This is a genomic window from Bradyrhizobium ottawaense (assembly GCF_900099825.1).
GTDB lineage: Bacteria > Pseudomonadota > Alphaproteobacteria > Rhizobiales > Xanthobacteraceae > Bradyrhizobium > Bradyrhizobium ottawaense_A.
This window is the reverse complement of the sequence record NZ_LT629693.1, coordinates 6,678,470-6,696,591: the sequence shown is the minus strand read 5'-3', so window position 1 is coordinate 6,696,591 and position 18,122 is coordinate 6,678,470. Positions and strand designations below refer to the sequence as shown.

General features: G+C 63.5%; 22 protein-coding genes. 11 read left to right on the top strand and 11 right to left on the bottom strand.

Annotation, left to right across the window (positions count from 1 at the left end):
• Nucleotides 1-684, bottom strand: a complete 684-nt coding sequence (locus BLR13_RS31380) for an SET domain-containing protein (RefSeq protein WP_074815616.1) — start codon at nt 682-684, stop codon at nt 1-3.
• 165 nt (nt 685-849) lie between these two features.
• On the opposite strand from BLR13_RS31380, the gene BLR13_RS31375 reads away from it, so the two are divergent.
• Nucleotides 850-1,473 carry a hypothetical protein gene (locus BLR13_RS31375; protein ID WP_074815619.1) on the top strand — a complete coding sequence of 208 codons (624 nt, stop codon included), beginning with the start codon at nt 850-852 and terminating at the stop codon, nt 1,471-1,473.
• A gap of 4 nt (nt 1,474-1,477) precedes the next feature.
• Here BLR13_RS31375 and BLR13_RS31370 read toward each other — a convergent pair whose 3' ends face one another.
• A complete protein-coding gene (locus tag BLR13_RS31370; RefSeq protein ID WP_074815622.1) occupies nt 1,478-2,215 on the bottom strand; it encodes a TetR/AcrR family transcriptional regulator in 738 nt (245 codons plus the stop codon).
• A 111-nt stretch (nt 2,216-2,326) separates the two neighbouring features.
• On the opposite strand from BLR13_RS31370, the gene BLR13_RS31365 reads away from it, so the two are divergent.
• Nucleotides 2,327-3,733 (top strand): carotenoid oxygenase family protein, encoded by a 1,407-nt coding sequence (locus BLR13_RS31365; protein WP_074815625.1) that lies wholly within the window; start codon nt 2,327-2,329, stop codon nt 3,731-3,733.
• Nucleotides 3,734-3,746: 13 nt separating this feature from the next.
• Here the strand turns inward: BLR13_RS31365 and BLR13_RS31360 are convergent, their stop codons facing one another.
• The 4 genes from BLR13_RS31360 to BLR13_RS31345 form a co-directional block, all read right to left on the bottom strand.
• Nucleotides 3,747-4,085, bottom strand: coding sequence for a hypothetical protein (locus BLR13_RS31360; RefSeq protein WP_074815628.1), 339 nt, complete (start codon nt 4,083-4,085; stop codon nt 3,747-3,749).
• Nucleotides 4,085-4,672, bottom strand: coding sequence for a class I SAM-dependent methyltransferase (locus tag BLR13_RS31355; protein ID WP_074815631.1), 588 nt, complete (start codon nt 4,670-4,672; stop codon nt 4,085-4,087). The genes BLR13_RS31360 and BLR13_RS31355 overlap by 1 nt, the downstream gene beginning before the upstream one ends.
• Before the next feature lie 166 nt (nt 4,673-4,838).
• A complete protein-coding gene (locus BLR13_RS31350; protein ID WP_074815634.1) occupies nt 4,839-6,203 on the bottom strand; it encodes a sensor histidine kinase in 1,365 nt (454 codons plus the stop codon).
• Nucleotides 6,200-6,874 (bottom strand): response regulator transcription factor, encoded by a 675-nt coding sequence (locus tag BLR13_RS31345; RefSeq protein ID WP_074815637.1) that lies wholly within the window; start codon nt 6,872-6,874, stop codon nt 6,200-6,202. The genes BLR13_RS31350 and BLR13_RS31345 overlap by 4 nt, the downstream gene beginning before the upstream one ends.
• A 276-nt stretch (nt 6,875-7,150) precedes the next feature.
• Here BLR13_RS31345 and BLR13_RS31340 point away from each other — a divergent pair, with 276 nt between their 5' ends.
• The 3 genes from BLR13_RS31340 to BLR13_RS31330 all read left to right on the top strand — a co-directional run bounded on the left by BLR13_RS31340 (nt 7,151) and on the right by BLR13_RS31330 (nt 8,730).
• Complete coding sequence (locus BLR13_RS31340; protein WP_074815640.1) at nt 7,151-7,729, top strand: hypothetical protein; 579 nt, start codon at nt 7,151-7,153, stop codon at nt 7,727-7,729.
• Nucleotides 7,730-7,769: 40 nt separating this feature from the next.
• Nucleotides 7,770-8,324, top strand: coding sequence for an inner membrane-spanning protein YciB (locus tag BLR13_RS31335; protein WP_074815643.1), 555 nt, complete (start codon nt 7,770-7,772; stop codon nt 8,322-8,324).
• Nucleotides 8,325-8,433: 109 nt separating this feature from the next.
• The gene (locus tag BLR13_RS31330; protein WP_074815646.1) at nt 8,434-8,730 is read left to right on the top strand and encodes a hypothetical protein; all 297 of its coding nucleotides are present in this window, start codon (nt 8,434-8,436) and stop codon (nt 8,728-8,730) included.
• 146 nt (nt 8,731-8,876) lie between these two features.
• Here BLR13_RS31330 and BLR13_RS31325 read toward each other — a convergent pair whose 3' ends face one another.
• A complete protein-coding gene (locus BLR13_RS31325) occupies nt 8,877-10,529 on the bottom strand; it encodes a fumarate hydratase (RefSeq protein WP_074815649.1) in 1,653 nt (550 codons plus the stop codon).
• A gap of 40 nt (nt 10,530-10,569) precedes the next feature.
• The gene (locus BLR13_RS31320; protein WP_074815652.1) at nt 10,570-10,842 is read right to left on the bottom strand and encodes a hypothetical protein; all 273 of its coding nucleotides are present in this window, start codon (nt 10,840-10,842) and stop codon (nt 10,570-10,572) included.
• Between the two features lie 104 nt (nt 10,843-10,946).
• Between BLR13_RS31320 and BLR13_RS31315 the strand changes: the two genes are divergently transcribed.
• From BLR13_RS31315 to BLR13_RS31300, 4 genes are all read left to right on the top strand, one after another.
• Nucleotides 10,947-11,372, top strand: a complete 426-nt coding sequence (locus BLR13_RS31315) for a hypothetical protein (RefSeq protein ID WP_074830896.1) — start codon at nt 10,947-10,949, stop codon at nt 11,370-11,372.
• 167 nt (nt 11,373-11,539) lie between these two features.
• A complete protein-coding gene (locus BLR13_RS31310) occupies nt 11,540-11,728 on the top strand; it encodes a hypothetical protein (RefSeq protein WP_143039588.1) in 189 nt (62 codons plus the stop codon).
• Nucleotides 11,729-11,823: 95 nt separating this feature from the next.
• On the top strand, nt 11,824-12,498 hold the full coding sequence (locus BLR13_RS31305; RefSeq protein WP_074815658.1) for a methyltransferase family protein: 675 nt from the start codon (nt 11,824-11,826) through the stop codon (nt 12,496-12,498).
• Between the two features lie 39 nt (nt 12,499-12,537).
• Entirely contained in the window at nt 12,538-12,897 is a 360-nt protein-coding gene (locus BLR13_RS31300; protein ID WP_074815660.1) for a GFA family protein, read from the top strand.
• 68 nt (nt 12,898-12,965) lie between these two features.
• Here the strand turns inward: BLR13_RS31300 and BLR13_RS31295 are convergent, their stop codons facing one another.
• On the bottom strand, nt 12,966-13,673 hold the full coding sequence (locus BLR13_RS31295; RefSeq protein ID WP_074815663.1) for a glutathione S-transferase: 708 nt from the start codon (nt 13,671-13,673) through the stop codon (nt 12,966-12,968).
• Nucleotides 13,674-13,891: 218 nt separating this feature from the next.
• On the opposite strand from BLR13_RS31295, the gene BLR13_RS31290 reads away from it, so the two are divergent.
• Both BLR13_RS31290 and BLR13_RS31285 read left to right on the top strand, forming a co-directional pair.
• Nucleotides 13,892-15,970, top strand: coding sequence for a putative bifunctional diguanylate cyclase/phosphodiesterase (locus BLR13_RS31290; RefSeq protein ID WP_079587541.1), 2,079 nt, complete (start codon nt 13,892-13,894; stop codon nt 15,968-15,970).
• Between the two features lie 133 nt (nt 15,971-16,103).
• Nucleotides 16,104-16,553 carry a DUF3606 domain-containing protein gene (locus tag BLR13_RS31285; RefSeq protein WP_074815665.1) on the top strand — a complete coding sequence of 150 codons (450 nt, stop codon included), beginning with the start codon at nt 16,104-16,106 and terminating at the stop codon, nt 16,551-16,553.
• 157 nt (nt 16,554-16,710) lie between these two features.
• On the opposite strand, the gene BLR13_RS31280 is transcribed toward BLR13_RS31285, so the two are convergent.
• Nucleotides 16,711-17,094 carry a hypothetical protein gene (locus BLR13_RS31280; protein WP_074815667.1) on the bottom strand — a complete coding sequence of 128 codons (384 nt, stop codon included), beginning with the start codon at nt 17,092-17,094 and terminating at the stop codon, nt 16,711-16,713.
• A gap of 327 nt (nt 17,095-17,421) precedes the next feature.
• Nucleotides 17,422-18,099: a lectin gene (locus BLR13_RS31275; protein WP_074815670.1), complete on the bottom strand. Its 678-nt coding sequence runs from the start codon at nt 18,097-18,099 to the stop codon at nt 17,422-17,424.
• Nucleotides 18,100-18,122 lie beyond the last annotated feature (23 nt).

Below are 18,122 nucleotides of genomic sequence, written 5' to 3'. Positions count from 1 at the left end.
TCAGGCCTGCAGCGCCGGTGCTGGACTGGCCACAGCAACCTGCGGCTTCGGAGCCGATGACCTTTTGCTGGCCACCCGGACGCGGCTATTGCCGTTTGCCTTGGCGACCTTCGAATGACCGTTCAGCTCCCGCTTTCGCTTCAGCTTTTGCTTCAGGTTTTCCCTGGCCTTCTTCACCTTTGCCGCCTGCTTCTCGGCCTCTTTCAGCGCCTTCCGCTCGGCCTTCGCCTTCAGGCGCAATTTCTCGGCCCGTGCCTCGGCGCGCTTCTTCTTGCGCTTCTTTTCGCAAGATTCGCATTTGCAGCCGATCGGCTTCAGGTAGGCTTTGAAATAATCGGTGCCGTAATCGTAGTTGATCTCCTCGCCCGGCTCGATGTCCTTGATGGCGCGGATGATCACCTTGCGCTTGCGCGGCTTGACGTCGGATTCGGCGTTCGGCTTGCAGGCATGGTTGATGTAGCGGGCGATGTTCTTGCGCACCGAGCCGTCGATGGTCCAGCGGTTGTTGAGCTCGAACAGGTACTTGTTCTCGATCGCGTCGTCTTTTTTCTTCTTCGAATCCAAGAGCGGGCCAAAATAGCGAATGATTTTGCTGCCCTTCTTGATCGGCTTGGTGGCGAAGAGGCCGAGGCCAGTGGAGGAGCGGCCGACGCGATAGGGCTTGTTCTGGGGAATGGCAGGCATGGGATTGACGACTACACGCTCGGGAGACGAGGAATGGCGAAGCCGCTCTTCTAGGACGATTCCGTGGTCCTGTCAGGTATTTCGCGAGTTTGTCTTGAACCTTCCCCAGATTGCACACGTCACATCGCCAATGTTCCCGGGAGCCCCCCAAGTGAAGACTGGCAGATGAAACGCGCGCCCTGCTCGCAGCCCACCGGATTGGCCGTCGCGGCGCTGTTCGGCGCCGCATTGGGCCTGATTTCACCGGCCAGCGCCCAAACATTCGGCAGTAGCTATACGTCAACGGCGCCGAAGGATTGCCGCGTCACCAGCGCCGGCACCGAGGTCGACGACAGCACCCTCCGGACCTGCCCCGGCAAGGCCGGTCTCGTGGTCTTGATCAGCGAGGACGATCTGCGCGAAACCGTCTCGGTCGGCCGCAACCGCGCGGCCGCCGCCAGGGAGCCCGCAGCAGGGGTCTGGTTCGGCCCATTCAATTCGACCGAGCACATGGTCGAGTGGCGAACGATGAACGGCAAGCCGTTCGCGATCATCCAGCGCTGGCACATTGCCGACAATGCCGACGAGGACAAGAACGGACGGCCGATCGCCAAGCCGATGCTGGCCGTTACCCGGCTGCCGCCGGGACAGGTCTGTCACGTCGCCTATATCGATGCGCAGGCCAATCCCAACCCGAACGAACTCGCCCGCAAGGCGGCTGACGACCTGGCACGCGATTTCAAATGCGGCAAGGACGAGGTGAAGGTGATCGGCGAAACCGGCAAGGCCGTGGGCCTCGCGAAGCGCTAGCCTTCTATGACCCCGGCGAGCGGGCCACCGTCGAACGCAGCATCGCCTCCAGCAATTGGTCGGGACCGGTGCCTTCGGGCAGCCGGTGCAGGATGTCCTTCAGCCGGCCGTCGAGCAGCAGCATCGTGAAGCCGTGCACCAGCGACCAGCTACGCGCGATGGCCGCGGCCTGGTCGAGCGACAGCGTCTCCAGCGCCTCCCCGGTCAGCCGCTGGCTTCCGCCGACGCCGACCGAGTTCGCCAATCCCTCGAAGGAGGCGGACGCGGCCTCGTGCAGCGACGGCCGCGTCATGTCGAGCCGCTCGTTGCGGAACATCAGGCTATACATGCCGGGATGCGCCTGTGCGTACGCGACATAGGCCTTGGCGTTGGCCATCGCCTTCATCAACGGATGGGCTTCGCTGGCGCGCGCGGCGATCATGGCTGTGTTGAACATCCGGAAGCCGATCGCGGCGAGTTCGCTCAGGAGACCCGTGAGGTCGCCGAAATGGTGGGTTGGTGCGGCATGCGACACGCCGGCTTCGCGCGCCACCGCGCGCAGCGTCAACCCGGCGATCCCGTCGCGCTCCAGCACCCGTTCGGCCGCCTGCAGCAGCGCCTCATGCAGGTCGCCATGATGATAGGGCGTGTCGCCCGATGCCCGGCGCCGCCGGGCGGCCGGCCGCTCAGCCACCGCCTTGACCGATCTGCGCGCTTTCGCGGCAGGACGAATCGCCCGGGTTTCTCTCGATACTCTTGCCATCCGAATCCTTATAGTCACAATTTTTACACTGTAAAGATTTTGCTTGACGCTAGGCCCCGGCATCGTTACTGACATCTTTACGATGTAAAGATAGAACCGGAGGAACGTGAGATGCTCGACCAGGTGGCTGACAACGCGGCCCGCACCAACCTCGCGCCGATCCCGATGGAATGCGATGCGCCGTTTCTCAAGGTGACCGGCGAATTGCCGCGCGAACTCAACGGCACGCTCTATCGCAACGGTCCCAACCCGCAATTCGATGCGCCGGGCGCGCACTGGTTTGTCGGCGACGGCATGCTGCACGCCTTCCACCTGGAGAACGGCCGTGCCAGCTATCGCAACCGCTGGGTCCGCACCCCGAAATGGCAGGCCGAGCACGACGCCGGCCGCGCGCTGTTCGGCGGTTTCGGCCGCAAGCTGCCGGATGCCCCGCCCGCGACCATCGACGATGGCGGCGTCGCCAACACCAACATCATCTTTCACGGCGGCCGCCTGCTGGCGCTGGAGGAAGGCCATCTGCCGACCGAGATCGAGCCGGGCACGCTGAACCGCCTCGGCTATTGCGACTACAAGGGCGCCATCAAGGGTCCCTTCACCGCACATCCCAAGATCGATCCGGTCACCGGCGAGATGGCGTTCTTCGGCTACAACGCCGCAGGACCGTTGACCCCTGCCCTCTCCTTCGGAACCGTCAGCGCGTCAGGCGTGGTGACGCGGTTCGATCGCTTTGAGTCGCCCTATGCCAGCATGGTGCACGACTTCATCGTCACCGAAAACCATCTGTTGTTTCCGATCCTGCCCATTACCGGCAGCATGGACCGGGCGATGCGCGGCCGGCCGCCTTACGCCTGGGAGCCGGAGAAAGGCGCCTATGTCGGCGTCATGAAACGCAACGGGTCCGCCAACGACCTCGTCTGGTTCCGCGCCGAGAGCTGTTACGTGTTCCACGTCATGAATGCCTGGGAAGAAGGCAACCTCATCATCGCCGACGTGATGCAGTTCGAGGAAGCGCCGCTGTTCACCCATCCCGACGGCTCGAAGACGGATCCGGAAAAGTCGCGCGCACGCTACTGCCGCTGGACCTTCGACCTCGCCGGCAATACCGACCGTTTCACCCAGACTTATCTGGACGACGACCTGACCGGCGAATTCCCGCGCATCGATGATCGCCGCGCCGGCCTCAAGAGCAATCATGGCTGGTACGCCTGCGCCAACCCTGACCTGCCGATGTTCGGCGCGCTCTCCGGCCTCGTGCATGTCGACGGCAACGGCAAGCGGCACGGCAACTATCTCTTGCCCGCCGGCGACACCATTTCGGAGCCGGTGTTCGTCGAGCGCGGTCCTGATGCCGCCGAGGGCGACGGCTGGCTGTTGTCGGCGGTCTGGCGCGCGCGGGAAAACCGCAGCGACCTTGCGGTGTTCAACGCCGGGGATGTCGAATCCGGCCCGGTGGCGCTGGTGCATCTCGGCCATCGCGTGCCCGATGGCTTTCACGGCAACTGGGTGGGCGCGGAGTAAGTTAGTCCCACCGTCATTCCGGAGCGATGCGTAGCATCGAACGGGAATAGAGCGCGGGCTTCAGGAATATGTATCGCCCGAACCGTTCAACCAGCGACTCGACCCGCGTTGGCCCCAGACGGAGGCCGACGCAGTACCAGCCAAGCGCGCCCAACGTGGAGCGGGCCGCGGCCGCGGCGAAGGTGACGGCCAGATCGCTTCGGCCCGACGCCGCGGTGCCCAGCAGCACGAAAACGAAATACGAGGGCAGCACCGGAAACAGCTTTTCGGCAAGCGCGACGCCCGCAATTCCGATGGGGCCCAATTCGGCGAGCAAGGCGATGCAGGCCGGCACATTCAGACCGGCCGACATCAGGTTTGATCCAGCTTGCATGAATCGCTTCGCGTGATGCGATACACCGAGGCCGGCGGAATGTTGAGAAGCACGCGTCCCATGCAGGCCGCCTGCAGTCCGAGCTGGTCCAGCAAGGACTTCGAAACCGGGCACTTGGTGCCGTAGGTGAATTGATAGAACGCCCCGCCCTCGCGAAGAGCACCGAAGGCGGCGGCGAGAATGGCGCTGACTTTTCCGGGCGGAAAGTTGAGCAATGGCAGACCGCTCACCACGGCGCCCAACCTCTCCTCGAACAGATCGTAGGAAGCCATCCAGGCCGCATCCATCCAGAGCACGCGCGCCCTGGGGAAGCGCGACTGCAGCAATCGCATGAAATCCGAACCATATTCGATCAGCGTGAGATCGCGCTCGCTGACGCCGCGCGCCAGCAATGCTTCGGTGAAGACCCCGGTGCCCGGACCGAGTTCGAGAACCGGGCAGGAGGCCTGGCTGATTTCGCTCGTTATCAGGCTTGCCAGGTCGGCTCCCGACGGCGCGATCGCTCCGACCCTGAAGGGGTTGAGTGCAAGCGCGCGAAAGAACAGCAGGACATTTTGTGTTGCCATGAGAATGAGTCACCCATCCAGTCAAATCGCATCACCGACTGATGTCGGGATCGATGCGATATGAAGGACGGACGTTGTGTGAGCATTACGCGGCGCGCCGCGCAGAGAACAATTCGACCGGTTGAGGCGCGGATGCGCGGCGAACGGCAATGCAGGCGTTTGCGGATCAAATCCCGGCCGGCCGGAACGTCATCTCGACGCAGGCGCCGCCGGAGCTGCCGTCGCGAATGACGACGACGCCATCATGCCGCCGGACAATCTCCTGGACGAGATTGAGACCAAGCCCGGCGCCCCGGTTACGGCCGTTCAGCCGGTAAAACGGTTCGAACACGCGCTCGCGATGCGGTGGCGGAATGCCTGGGCCGTCATCCGTGACCGAAATCCTGGCCGGACGATCTACCCTTACCGCAATCATTCCCTTGCGGCCGCCATACTCGATCGCGTTCTGAACGAGATTGGTCAGCGCCCGTTCCAGCGAACCCCGATCGCCGTGCACATGGAGGTGCTCCGCGGCGGCCTCAAACGACAGCTCGTAATTGGCGGCAATCGCCAGCGGCGCAAGGTCGGCCACCACCGCTCTGCCCATGGCGACGATATCGACATCGGTCAGCCCGTCGCTGCCATGATCGACGCGCTGGATGTCCAAGAGCTGATCGGCCAGGGTGGACAGGCGCGCGACATCCTCAAGGACGCGCGGCGCGTGAGGTCCGAGCGGGATCGATTCAAGCCGGGTCTGCAGAATGGCGATCGGCGTCCGTAGCTCATGGGCCGCATCGACAAGGAACCGCTTGTCTCGTTCATATCCCTCATCGAGGCGCCGCAGCGCATCGTTGACGGCCGATACCAACGGAACGATTTCCGATGGCACGCCTTGCAGCGCAAGCCGCGCCCCGCGCCGGTCAATGTCGATTTCTTCCGCTTGCGCGGCCGCACGCGCCAGACCGGCAAGGGTGCGGCGAATCACGATCGGCGTTGCGATCAGCGTTGCCAGGCTCATCAGAACGATGATCGGCAACACCACGCACAGGAACAATGTCGAGGTCGCCAGTACGACCCGTCGCCAGGATACCGTGCCACCCGGACCGGTCAGGATCTGAACGTCGCCGGCCGGCGTTTCGATCCACTTCATCCGCGCGGTCGGACGCGGTCCATCGCCAAGATTCCAGCCGAGCCGGGCCTGGCCGATGCCATCGAGCGCGGCGCCGATATCCGCATATTCCCGCGGCACCCTGCCCTGTGAAACCGAATGTCCTTCCCGGTCCCTGATCACGAACCAGAAATTGGGCGACTTCTCCCGCCGCTCCGAGACGGCCGGGGTCTCGCGCACCGATATCCCGCCGTTGGCATCGTGGCCGATGGCCTCGCGCAGCGCATCGATCGTGTCGTCCTCCGGCTCCAGCGTAACCAGAGATCCGGTGCCCCACAGCACCGCGATCACAATCAGGACGAACAGCGCCAGCATCGTGGCTTGCAACACCGCCAGCCGGCGCACCAGGCGCCACCGGAGTGACCGCGGCCGCACGTCCGTCATGACGCGGACTTCAGCAGATAGCCGACGCCGCGAATGGCGTGGATCTCGATCCCGGCCTTGGCTTCAGACAATTTGCGGCGCAGCCGGGATATATGGGTATCGAGGGCATTCGACTGGATCTCGTCGTCGATGCTGTAGACTGCCTCGTCCAGGGACGCGCGGGCGACGGTGCGGCCCATGCGTCGCAGCAAGGTCTCCAGAACAAGAAGTTCACGGCGTGGCAGATCGAGCGGCCGGCCGGCGACGCTGGCTTCGCGATGGCCGGTGTCGAACGAAAGCTGGCCGAGGCGGATGATTTCCGACGGCAGATCGGCCGGCCGGCGCAGCACCGCGCGCAGCCGTGCCAGCAACTCCTCGACGGCAAAGGGCTTGCCGAGATAATCATCCGCGCCGGTGTTCAGGCCTGCAACGCGATCGACCAGATCTCCCCGCGCCGTCAACACGATAACGGGAACAGCGATGCCGACGGTTCGCAGTTTGGGAATGAGCGTCAGTCCGTCACCATCCGGCAGCTGGCGGTCGAGCAGGATGGCCGCGTAGGTATTGACGGAAACGGCTTCCTCGGCATCAGCCAGCGTCGAGATATGGTCCACCACCATATCGTAGTTCTTCAAGGCGGCCGCGAGCGCGGATGCCATTTCAGGTTCGTCTTCCACCAGCAACACGCGCAATGTCTCACCTCAAGGTCACGCTCTCGCGAGCTGACGCTACTGCGGGAACATTGCGGCAGGGTTGCAGGCGGGTGCGGCGTTTCGCGGATCGAGCGGAGTAGCGGCCTGGCCCGCATTTTCCTCTTTGGTCTCCTGTTATTTCATGTATATCATTGAAAATATTAACTATTTTTGTTTTGATCAGGATATTTTGACACTGTAAAGATTTCGCTTGACGACTCCTGCTCTCGTCCCTAGTTTATCTTTACGATGTAAAGATTAGCCCGAGAGGCTACCATGACGATCTTTCTGATCCTTGCCCCCTACGGCGCCTTCGCCATGTTGATGCTGGTGACGTCGGCGACCACGAGCCTGTTTGCCGCGGCGGCGATCTGCCTGGCCGTGATCGCGTTCGACATCGTGCGCGGACGCTCGATCAAGATCCTCGGCGCCGGCTCGGTGATCGTGTTCACCGCAGTCGGCGGCTACCTCGCTCTGGTCGATCCCGCCTTCAGCAATTCCGCCATCAAGTTCGCGGTCGATGTCGGCATCTTTCTGGTCTCGCTGGGCTCGATCGTGATGCGCGTGCCATTCACGCTTCAATACGCCCGCGAAGTGGTCGACGCCGAGACGGCAAAGCTGCCCGGTTTCCTGCGCGCGAACTACATCATCACCTGGGCCTGGACCGGCGCGGCGCTGTTGATGATGGTCGGCAATATTGCGCTGATCTATGTGCCTGGCCTGCCGCTGTGGTCCAGCCTCCTGATTGCGTTTGCCGCCCGCACCAGTGCGGTCTATTTCACCAAATGGTATCCGGAATATCGCAAGGTGAAGTACGGAACGCCGCCGGCCAACGCCCTGCCCGGCACCAACTAGCCACTTCAACCCACACACTCAGCGAGCAGAGAGCCGAACGATGAAGGATGTATTCGCCAAACTGGGCGCCGATTTTTTCTCCACCATCTTGTTTGTCGCGATCTACCTCGCAACCGACAACGTCCTGCTCGCGACCGGCGTGGCGATCGCGGGCGCCATCGCCCAGGTGATCTATTCGCGCGTCAAGGGCAAGCCGCTCGGCTACATGACCTATGCCAGCCTGGCGCTGGTGATCGTGCTCGGCAGTGCGACGCTTTTGACCCACGACCCGCGCTTCGTGCTGGCGAAACCTGCGATCGGGCATTTTGCCATCGGTGCCATCATGCTCAAGCGCGGCTGGCTGCTGCGCTACCTGCCCGCGATCGTGACCGAAACCATTCCGGAATACGTCACGGTGGCCGGCTATGCCTGGGCCGCGCTGATGTTCGTGCTCGGTGCCGGCACCATTGGCGTCGCGATGACCGGCGACATGAAGCTGTGGACGTTTTATGTCACGGTCGTGCTGGTCGGCGCCAAGATCGCCGCCTTCGCCATCCAGTATGTCGCATTTCGCCTGCTGATCGGCAGCCGGATTCGCGCCGCCGCCCGCGCCTGAATGTCACAAACAACGTTATTGGGCTTGGGCGGCGAGATAGGTTATACCGCCGCCCGAGCCAAATCTCAGAACCATACCGGTTGGCTGGGACATGTGGGGGAGACCTGAAATGGCCGTGGACGGAAACTGGAATATCACGATGAGCACGCCGATGGGCGAGCGCAAGGCGACGCTTAACGTGACGAGCGCGGGCGGCACGCTGACCGGCACGCAGGGCGCCGACGGCAATTCCGGCGAAATTTTTGACGGCAGCGTTGCCGGCGACGACGTCTCCTGGAAGATCTCCATCACCAACCCGATGCCGCTGACGCTTGCCTTCTCCGGCAAGGTTGCCGGCGACAGCATGTCCGGCGAAATGGGCATCGGCCCGATGGGCAGCTTCCCGTTTACGGGAACGCGGGCGTAATTTTCCCCGCGCGTCATGGCCGGGCAGAAACGCGAAGCGCGTCTTCGCGCTGGATGACCCGGCCATCCATCACTCTTCGAAGAAAGGTGGATACGCGGGTCAAGCCTGCGTATGACAACTGAGCATGATGAGGCGGCTAATCCCCCTCACCCCAGATTCAATTCCTTGAAGAAGTCGTTGCCCTTGTCGTCGATGATGATGAAGGCCGGAAAATCCTCGACCTCGATGCGCCAGATCGCTTCCATGCCGAGTTCGGGATATTCCAGCACCTCGACCTTCTTGATGCAGTGCTCGGCAAGGTTCGCCGCGGCACCGCCGATCGAGCCGAGATAGAAGCCGCCGTGCTTCTTGCAGGCCTCGCGCACCGCGACCGCGCGGTTGCCCTTGGCCACCATCACCATCGAACCACCCGCCGCCTGGAACTGGTCGACAAAGGAATCCATCCGTCCCGCGGTGGTCGGGCCGAACGCGCCTGACGCGTAGCCGTCCGGGGTCTTGGCCGGACCCGCATAGTACACCGGATGGTTCTTGAAATAGTCCGGCAGCGGCTCGCCCTTCTCCAGCCGCTCACGCAGCTTGGCATGCGCGGAATCGCGCGCCACGATCATGGTGCCCGTCATCGATACCCGGGTCTTGATCGGATGTTTGGCGAGCGCCGCCAGAATGTCCTTCATCGGCTGGTTGAGGTCGATCTTGACGACTTCGCCGCCCAGCGACTGTTCGACCGCCGGCAGATACTGCGCCGGGTTGTGCTCGAGCTCCTCGAGATAGACGCCGTCCTTGGTGATCTTGCCGAGCACTTGACGATCGGCCGAACAGGACACGCCGAGCCCGATCGGCAGCGAGGCGCCATGGCGCGGCATCCGGATCACGCGCACGTCGTGGCAGAAATACTTGCCGCCGAACTGCGCGCCGACGCCGAGCGATTGCGTCATCTTCAGGATTTCCTGCTCCATCTCCAGATCGCGGAAGGCGTTGCCGTCGGGCGAGCCGTGGGTCGGCAACGCATCAAGATAGCGCGCGGAGGCGAGCTTCACGGTTTTCATGCAGAGTTCGGCCGAGGTGCCGCCGATCACGATGGCGAGGTGATAGGGCGGGCACGCCGCGGTGCCGAGCGTCAGCACCTTCTCCTTCAGGAACGCCAGCAGGCGATCCTTGGTCAGCACCGAGGGCGTCGCCTGGAACAGAAAACTCTTGTTGGCCGAACCGCCGCCCTTGGCCATGAACATGAACTTGTAGGCGTCATCCCCTTCGGCGTAGATCTCGCACTGCGCCGGCATGTTGTTGGCGGTGTTCTTTTCCTCATACATCGACAGCGGCGCCACCTGCGAATAGCGCAGGTTACGGCGCAGATAGGCGTCGCGCGCGCCTTCCGACAGCGCCGCCTCGTCGTCGCCATCGGTGATGACGTTGCAGCCCTTCTTGCCCATGATGATCGCAGTGCCGGTGTCCTGGCACATCGGCAACACGCCGCCGGCGGCGATGTTGGCGTTCTTCAGGAAGTCGAAGGCGACGAACTTGTCGTTGTCAGAGGCTTCCTTGTCTTCGAGGATGTTGCGCAACTGCTTCAGATGCCCGGGCCGCAGATAGTGATTGATGTCGCCGAAGGCGGCCTCCGAAAGCGCCCGCAACGCCTCGCGCGACACCACCAGCATGTCCCTGCCCAAGACCTTCTCGACCCGCACGCCCTCGGCCGTGACCTTCTTGTAGGGCGTGGTGTCCGCTCCCAGCGGAAACAGCGGTGTGTGCTTGTAGGGCGGAACGGGCTTCTGGTCGGGAAAGGCGGTGGGGGCGTTCATGGCGTGATCTCGGGTTGGAGCCGGCAGCGTCCACAGGACGCTACGCGTAATAGACCCGTTCTAAGCACTTTTGGGACAAATGGAAGGTTTTGGCGGGGGCGCCCAAAGCCGGTCCGTCATGCCCGGCGTGGGCGGCAGGCCCGCGATCACGCGGCTCGCCCCATCCCTTCCCGCTCTGCTTCTCCGCATAGGCATGAAGAACGTCACCGGCCGCGCGCACCCCGACACGATGCACCGCGGCCTTCCTCGTCAGGTAGCCGCCGCCCGTAGTCACAGCCCGCTGCGTATTGACGTGCTCGCGCAGACCCTGCATGAAACCTCCCGCGCGCGTTTCAATGCTGTGGGGGTTTCATGACAAAAAGACTGCGCAACCACGCCGTGTCGGGCCTGCGAACCGCGGGCCTCGCGGTCGCGCTGATGGTGCTTGCCGCCCTCGCCGCCTCGCCGGCGCGGGCCGACCGCTGCGACGATACCGCCAAGCAATTGGCCGGCGCGATCGACGGCCTCAAGATCGGCATCACCGCCGCCAACTACATCTACCTGTCGCATCCGGCGGCCAAGGAGTTGTCGCTCGGCTGCCGCGGCCAGAACTTCTCGATCGAGCTCTATGCCAAGACCGACCGGAAGCCCAAGCCGGAGTTTTTCAACCTCGTCGCGTCCGCGGCCGCCGTCATCTTTACGGTGCCGAAGGACGATACCGCGACGGGCACCTCGCGCTGCATCAAGCGCATGGGCATTTTGCGCGGCGACAAGGTCTCCATGCGCTTTCGCCGGCTCAACATGGAATGCTCGCGCACCAAGACCGAAGCCTCGATCGTCGTGACCCGCGGCAAGGACGAGTAATCCGCGCCCGGCCTGCATCCAGCCATCCGGACACTTGTAATGAAATCGCGCGCCTCCCGTTCACCATGGAACGGGATTGGCGGCGATGCTTCGGGATTGACGGAGCGGATTCACCACTCGTTCGCTTCAACCGGCCAGTGTCGGAAGCAACGAAAAGGATGTTTCCGATGAGTTTCTCCGCAGTCGCCGCACCGGTGGCGATCACCCCGCCCGTCGCCAGCGCGCCGCCCCAGGCGCCCGCGAAGACCCCTGACGTGCAGAACGGCGCCGCGGCCGACGGCACCCGCTCGCCGCAGCCGACGCTGGTGGCGCCCCTGCCGCCCGGACAGGGCACGCGGGTCGACCAGCTGGCATAACGACCGATCTTCCGGCCTCGCGGCCGGGAATCCAACGCCGCAAGTTTGCCGGAAAACCGCGTCATCATGCCGCCCGTGAGCAAACGGGATCGCGCATGATCGCAAAACTGCTGCTGCAGAACACTCTCTTCGTCGTCGCCATGGCCGCGCTGCTGTTTGCGACGTCGGGTTCGCTGCACTGGCCGGCGGCCTGGGTGTTCCTGATGACCAGCGCGATCATCGGTCCGGCCTGCGGACTGTGGCTTGCCTGGACCGATCCCGCGCTGCTCGCCGAGCGCATGCGCCCGACCTTTCAGGCCGGCCAGCCCGCCGCCGACAAGAAATTCATGCTGATATTCGTCGCCGTGACGCTGGTCTGGCTCATCGCCATCGGGCTGGACCGGCGCGCGCACGCCTCGAATGTGCCGCAAGCCCTGCAGGTGATCGGCTTCGTGATGTACCTGCTTTCGACGGTTTTCGTCATGTGGGTATTCCGGGAAAACTCCTTCGCCGCCCCCATCGTCAAGGTGCAGGCCGAGCGCGGCCACCATGTCATCTCCACCGGGCCCTACGCGATTGTCCGCCATCCCATGTACGGCAGCATCATGCTGTTCTTCTTTGGCGTGCCGCTGCTGCTGGGCTCGTGGTGGGGTTTTCTGATCGCACCGCTTTTTGCCGTGCTGTTTGCCGTTCGCACCGGGATCGAGGAACGCGCCCTGGCCGCCGACCTGCCCGATTATGCTGACTACGCCGTGCGCGTGCGCTATCGTCTGCTGCCCGGAGTGTGGTGAGAGCAACATGGCGGTTACACATGCCTCATGGGGTTACATATGCCTGATAGCAAGACCTATACCGGCGGCTGCCATTGCGGTCAGGTGCGCTTCGAATGCACCACCGACATGGCGATGGTGACCGCCTGCAACTGCTCGATCTGCACCAAGAAAGGCCTGCACTTCACCTTTCTGGCGCCGCAGAGTTTTCAACTCCGCGCCGGCGAGGACAATCTACGGGAATATCTGTTCAACAAGCACGCCATCCGCCATCAGCTCTGCCTCGATTGCGGCGTCGACGTCTTCGCCCGCGGCAAGAAGCCCGATGGCACCGAAGTGGTGGCGCTGAACGTCGCCTGCATCGACGGCATTGATCTCGCGAAGCTGACGATGACGCCGATCGACGGAAGGAACAGGTGACGTTTCGCCATTCCGGGGCGACGCCATCGTAGTTCGCGACTTCGTCGCGCCCCCGAATGACAAGAACCCTATCCATCCAGGGCCTTGTACCTTCTGAAAATCCCGTCCTCGTTGAACGCGATCCGCCGGTCGCTGGCGAGATAGGCCTTGATGTTCGGCCGCGCTGCGACGCGGTCGTGCAGGCCGACCAGGCCGGGGATTTCCGATTCAAACGCCTTCATGCGTTTTGGAAATGCGTAGCGCAGCCCCTCCACGATCTGGAACAGCGACAGATCGACGTAAGTGAGCCGGCGGCCCGTTACATAAATGCCGCCATTGGCTGCCAGCAGCTCCTCGAAATAGCCGAGATATTTCGGCACCCGCTCCTTCCAGAACTCGTCGGAGCGTTTCTTTGCCGCAGCCTTCTGCTCCTCGTAGTAGAGCGAGGAGCCTAGCGGGTGATGGGTGTCGTGAACTTCCTGCACCAGATCCGATATCGTGAGCTGCAACTGATGTAGCCACAATTTGCCGGCCTCCGCCTTCGGCGCCAGCCCATGGCGCGAACCGAGATAGAGCAGGATATTGGCGGTCTGCCCGATCACGCGCTTGCCGGCCTTCAGGAACGGCGGCGCGAACGGCGGGGTTCCTTTCCCAACCGCCATCAGCTTCATCATCGCGCCGGTACCGTTGCCACTGCGCGCCACGTCGGTGTATCCGCAGCCAGCCTCCTCCAGCGTCAGGCGGACATATTCGCCGCGGCCTTGAATGGTCGGCCAGTAGTAGAGCTGATAGTGCATCGACGACGCCTCCGTGCCGGTTTTGACAGGCTTAACAAATCATTCCGCCGTTGGTTCGTCACGCCCGTTCGCCGAAGGTGTGCCGAACCTGCGTCGGCGGCTTACGGTTCCTCAACATTGTTTCGCAACAGACGCCCCTTTCCGGCTCGACATATGCGCGTTCCAACAACCGGTTAACCGCGTCCCCGTAGCTTGTCCGCAGAGGGGAAAGCGACGTCATGCCGGAAGCCGCCACATATGCTTTTGCGTACCACCAGATGCTGGTGGCGGTCGCGGGCTCGGTATGCCTGTTCGGCACCTGGGTCGGCATGCGCCATTTCGCCCGCGCCCGCGCGACCGAGGGAATGACGCGGATCGGCTGGCTGTTCATGGCCTCCGTCGGCACCGGCGCGGCACTGTGGGCCTCGACCTTCATCTCGATCCTCGCGCTCGACCCGTCCCTGAACTCGGGTTTCGAGCCGGTCGCGACCGGCGCGGTTCTCGTCATCGCCATCACCGCCTGTCTCGTCGGATTCGAGATCGGCAGCCGCCACTTCACGCTGGCGCCCGAAGCCGGCGGCCTCGTCATGGGTGTCGGCATTCTCGCGATGCACTTCATCGCCTTCAAGGGCTGGCATATCGCCGGCCATGTCGAATGGAATATCTACGGCGTGACGCTGACGCTGCTGCTCGGCCTTTCGCTCTCGGCGCTCGCCGTCAACCGCGCCAACCGGCCGGTGACGCGCTGGTGCCGCCATGGCGCCGCGATCGTGCTGGCCTTCATGATCTGCGTCATGCATTACGCGATGACGGCCTCGACGTCGGCCGTTGCCGACGCCTCGGTCGTCCTGCCGTCCTACCTGATCCCCGCGCACATCCTTGGCCTCGCCGTGGTCGGCGCGGTACTGCTGGTGATGGGATCGGGCTTCTCGACCTACATCATCGACCTGAAGCTGCGTACGGAATCGGCCGACCGGATCCATCAGCTCTCCTTCAACGACACCATGACGGGCTTGCCAAACCGGATCGCCTTCAACGAGCGGCTGGCCTTCGACGCGGCCGACGCCCATGAGAAGGCCCACAAGCTCGCGGCATTCTCGATCGACATTGACGGTTTCAAGGACGTCAACGACGTGTTCGGCCACTCTGCCGGCGACCTGCTGCTGATCGAGGTCGCCGACCGCATGCGCCGGATCATGGGCCCCGGCGAGTTCCTGGCACGTCAGAGCGGCGACGAGTTCCTGGGCCTGCAGATGTCCGGTAACCATCCCCAGGACGCGCAGGCCTTTGCCGAACGCATCGCCCGGATATTTGCGCAAGCCTTCCAGGTCCACGGCCAGCCGGTCACCCTCACCGCCTCGATCGGCTACTCGATCTTCCCGACCGATACGCCGGAGCGCGACCAGGTGCTCAGCAACGCCAAGCTGGCGATGCACCGCGGCAAGAGCAAGCAGCGCGGCCTGATCTGCCAGTATCACCGCGAGATGGACGATAGCGCGCGCAGCCGCCGCGCGATGGCGCGCGATCTGCAGCATGCTGCCGAACGCGGCGAGCTCGAACTGCATTATCAACTTCAGACCACGCTCGCCGACGGGAAAATCTGCGGCGCCGAGGCGCTGATGCGCTGGCGGCATCCCAAGCGCGGCATGATCTCGCCGGCCGAATTCATCCCGCTGGCTGAGGAAACCGAAGCCATTATCGAGATGGGCGAATGGGCGCTACGGACGGCCTGCCGCGATGCCGCCGCCGGCAAGATTCCTGGCACCATCGCCGTCAACCTTTCGCCGGTGCAGTTCAAGAACGACAATCTGGCCGAGACCATTCACGCGATCCTGATCGAGACCGGCCTGTCGCCGCGGCGGCTTGAGGTGGAGGTCACGGAATCGACCATCATGTCGGACCAGACCCACGGCCTGCACATCCTGCGCAAGCTGAAGGCGATGGGCATCTCGATCGCGATGGACGATTTCGGCACCGGCTATTCGTCGCTGGCGACGCTGCACGCGTTCCCGTTCGACAAGCTCAAGCTCGACCAGTCCTTCGTGAAGCGCCTGCCGGGCGACGCCGCGGCGGCCGCGATCGTCCGCACCGTGCTGGCGCTTGGCGACAGCCTCGGCATGCCGGTGCTGGCCGAGGGCATCGAAACCGACGCACAGTGGCAATTCCTTAGCGAGGCAGGCTGCGCCAAGGGCCAGGGCTATCTGTTCGCAAAACCGGTCAGCCTGGCGCTGTTGCCGGCGGCGATCGACGCTGCCGCGCGGTTCGTTCGCGACGAGCCGTCGATGCCGGAGACCGTCCGCGCCACGGCGGCGGCGTAGAACACATCGCACGCCGGACTGCGGCTCGCCCCGCCAAAAAATCTGCACAGGCCTCAATCTGTCCGAAGACGCGCGCGCCTGTTAGGCTGCCCGTTCTTGAGCATCGAATTTCTCATCACGACAGGAGAACGGGATGGCGGACGACAAGAAAAAGCGCGGCGGTATGGATCGCGCGCTGATCGCGCTGAGCGAAGCTTATGAAGTCGCTTACTGGTCGAAGAAGCTGAAGATCACGCCGGCCAAACTGAAGGCCGCCGTCAAGAAGGTAGGGCAGTCCGCGAAAAAAGTGGAAGCCTATATCAAGCTGCAAAAGCACAAGGCCGCCGACCGGGCGCTGATCGCGTTGAGCCAGCCCTATGAAGTCCGCTACTGGTCGAAGAAATTCAAGGTCACGCCGGCCAAACTGAAGGCTGCGGTCGGCGCCGTCGGACATTCCTCGAAGAAGGTCGGCGAATATCTCACTGGCAAGAAGGCGAACAAGAAGAAGGCCGCCAAGAAGGCTGTGAAGAAAACGGCCAAGAAAGCCGCCAAGAAAACTGCAAAGAAGGCCGCGAAGAAGCGCAAAAAGAAAAAGGCCGCCTGACAAGGCGGCCTTTCTCGGCAGGCTTCGGCGCCGCTCGCTTTCGCACGTCGTCGACCAGGGCGACGGCTTAAGCGACGACGGCTGTACCGTGCTACTTCATAGCGTTTTCAAGTGAAGTGGGTACCGGTTCACGTGAAGAAAACGCGTCAAACAAAAACTAATATCCGCAGCTATTGCAGCGCGGCGCGACCGGAACGTAGTAGGTGCGGGCCGGCGCCACCATTTCGACGCGCTCCTGGGTCGCGTATTCCGGGGCGGTCCGCTCGTAGGCGAGGCCCTCGGGAGCAACCATCACCGTCTGCGGCACCATCACGGTGCGGTACTGCGCCGGCGTGCGATGGGCAATGACGCGGCCTGGCGACACCATCACGGTCTCCTGCACGGTCCGGTACTGCGCCGGCGCGACCTGCTGCTGATACTGCAGCTGGACGCAGCAGGGCTGCGGCGGCGCATAGCACGAGTAGCAGCCGGCCGACGCGGCGGTCGGCAGTGCGACGGCAACGAGCGCGGTGGCAAAAGCGGCGGCAATAACGCGGGACATAATTATACCTGCTGGCTTGAGAAAATTCATAGGCGAAGTTGCGCACAACCCCGTTTCGCCGAATGATCTAGCCGGGCAGCACCTAACGTCAACTTGAGATGGAAATTTACCTTGATGAAGATCACTAACGCCTCGTAAACGCGGCGGGGGGCGTAGCGCACGCGGACAAGCGCCCGCACTCACGCCGCCGTCATTGCGAGCGCAGCGAAGCAATCCATCCAGCAGCGTAAAGAATGAATGGATTGCTTCGTCGCGGAGCCTTTCATCTGGCGCGCCTTCGCGCGACCCGTTGGCTCCTCGCAATGACGATTTCGGCAACAACGAGCGTCAATTCGCCGCGAAGCAGTACATCAGGCCGTCGCCGCCGGTGCTTTTGAAATCGGCCTGCGAGCAGCCGCCGTCGGCTCCGCGCGAGGGGTGCGACGAGTTCCAGGATTTCGAGGCGTCGTCGTCACGCAGGCCGATGCGGTCGATATGCCCGAGCATGGCCGCACCTTGCGTCGAGCTCGTCCAGTTCTTGCAGGTGCGATCCTCGCCGGCCGCAAACGCCGTGCCGTCGGGCTGTGAGCCTGTCAGCGCGTCGTGGCGGTTCGGCGTATCGCCGCGGCCGTTGACGACTTCACCCTTCTCGTTGAGTGCGGTCTGCTTGGTCAGGCCGTTGGCGCCGTGCAATTCGGCGACGTCCTTGGCGATCACGACGCCCTTGGCATTCTGCCACGGCCCCTTGCCGATGCGGTCGCGCGCGTTCACGGCAGGCGTGCCGGAGGCCTCCTGGGTTGAAAGATAGGCGCGCCAGGTTTTGGCGCCCGCTCCGGCGGCCTGCGCCAGGGTCTGGCATTGATTGTCGGCGCCGGCGAGACCGCCGAGATTGCCGCCATTGCCGATACCATTGCTGGTCACGAAAAAGCTGGTGGCGGCCGATTGCGCCTGCGCCGGCTGCGCGGCGACAAACGAGATCGCGGCAAGGGCTGCGGCCGGCGCCATGATCCTGGCAAAATTCTTCATCTGGTTCCTCCGGTTTGTTTTTG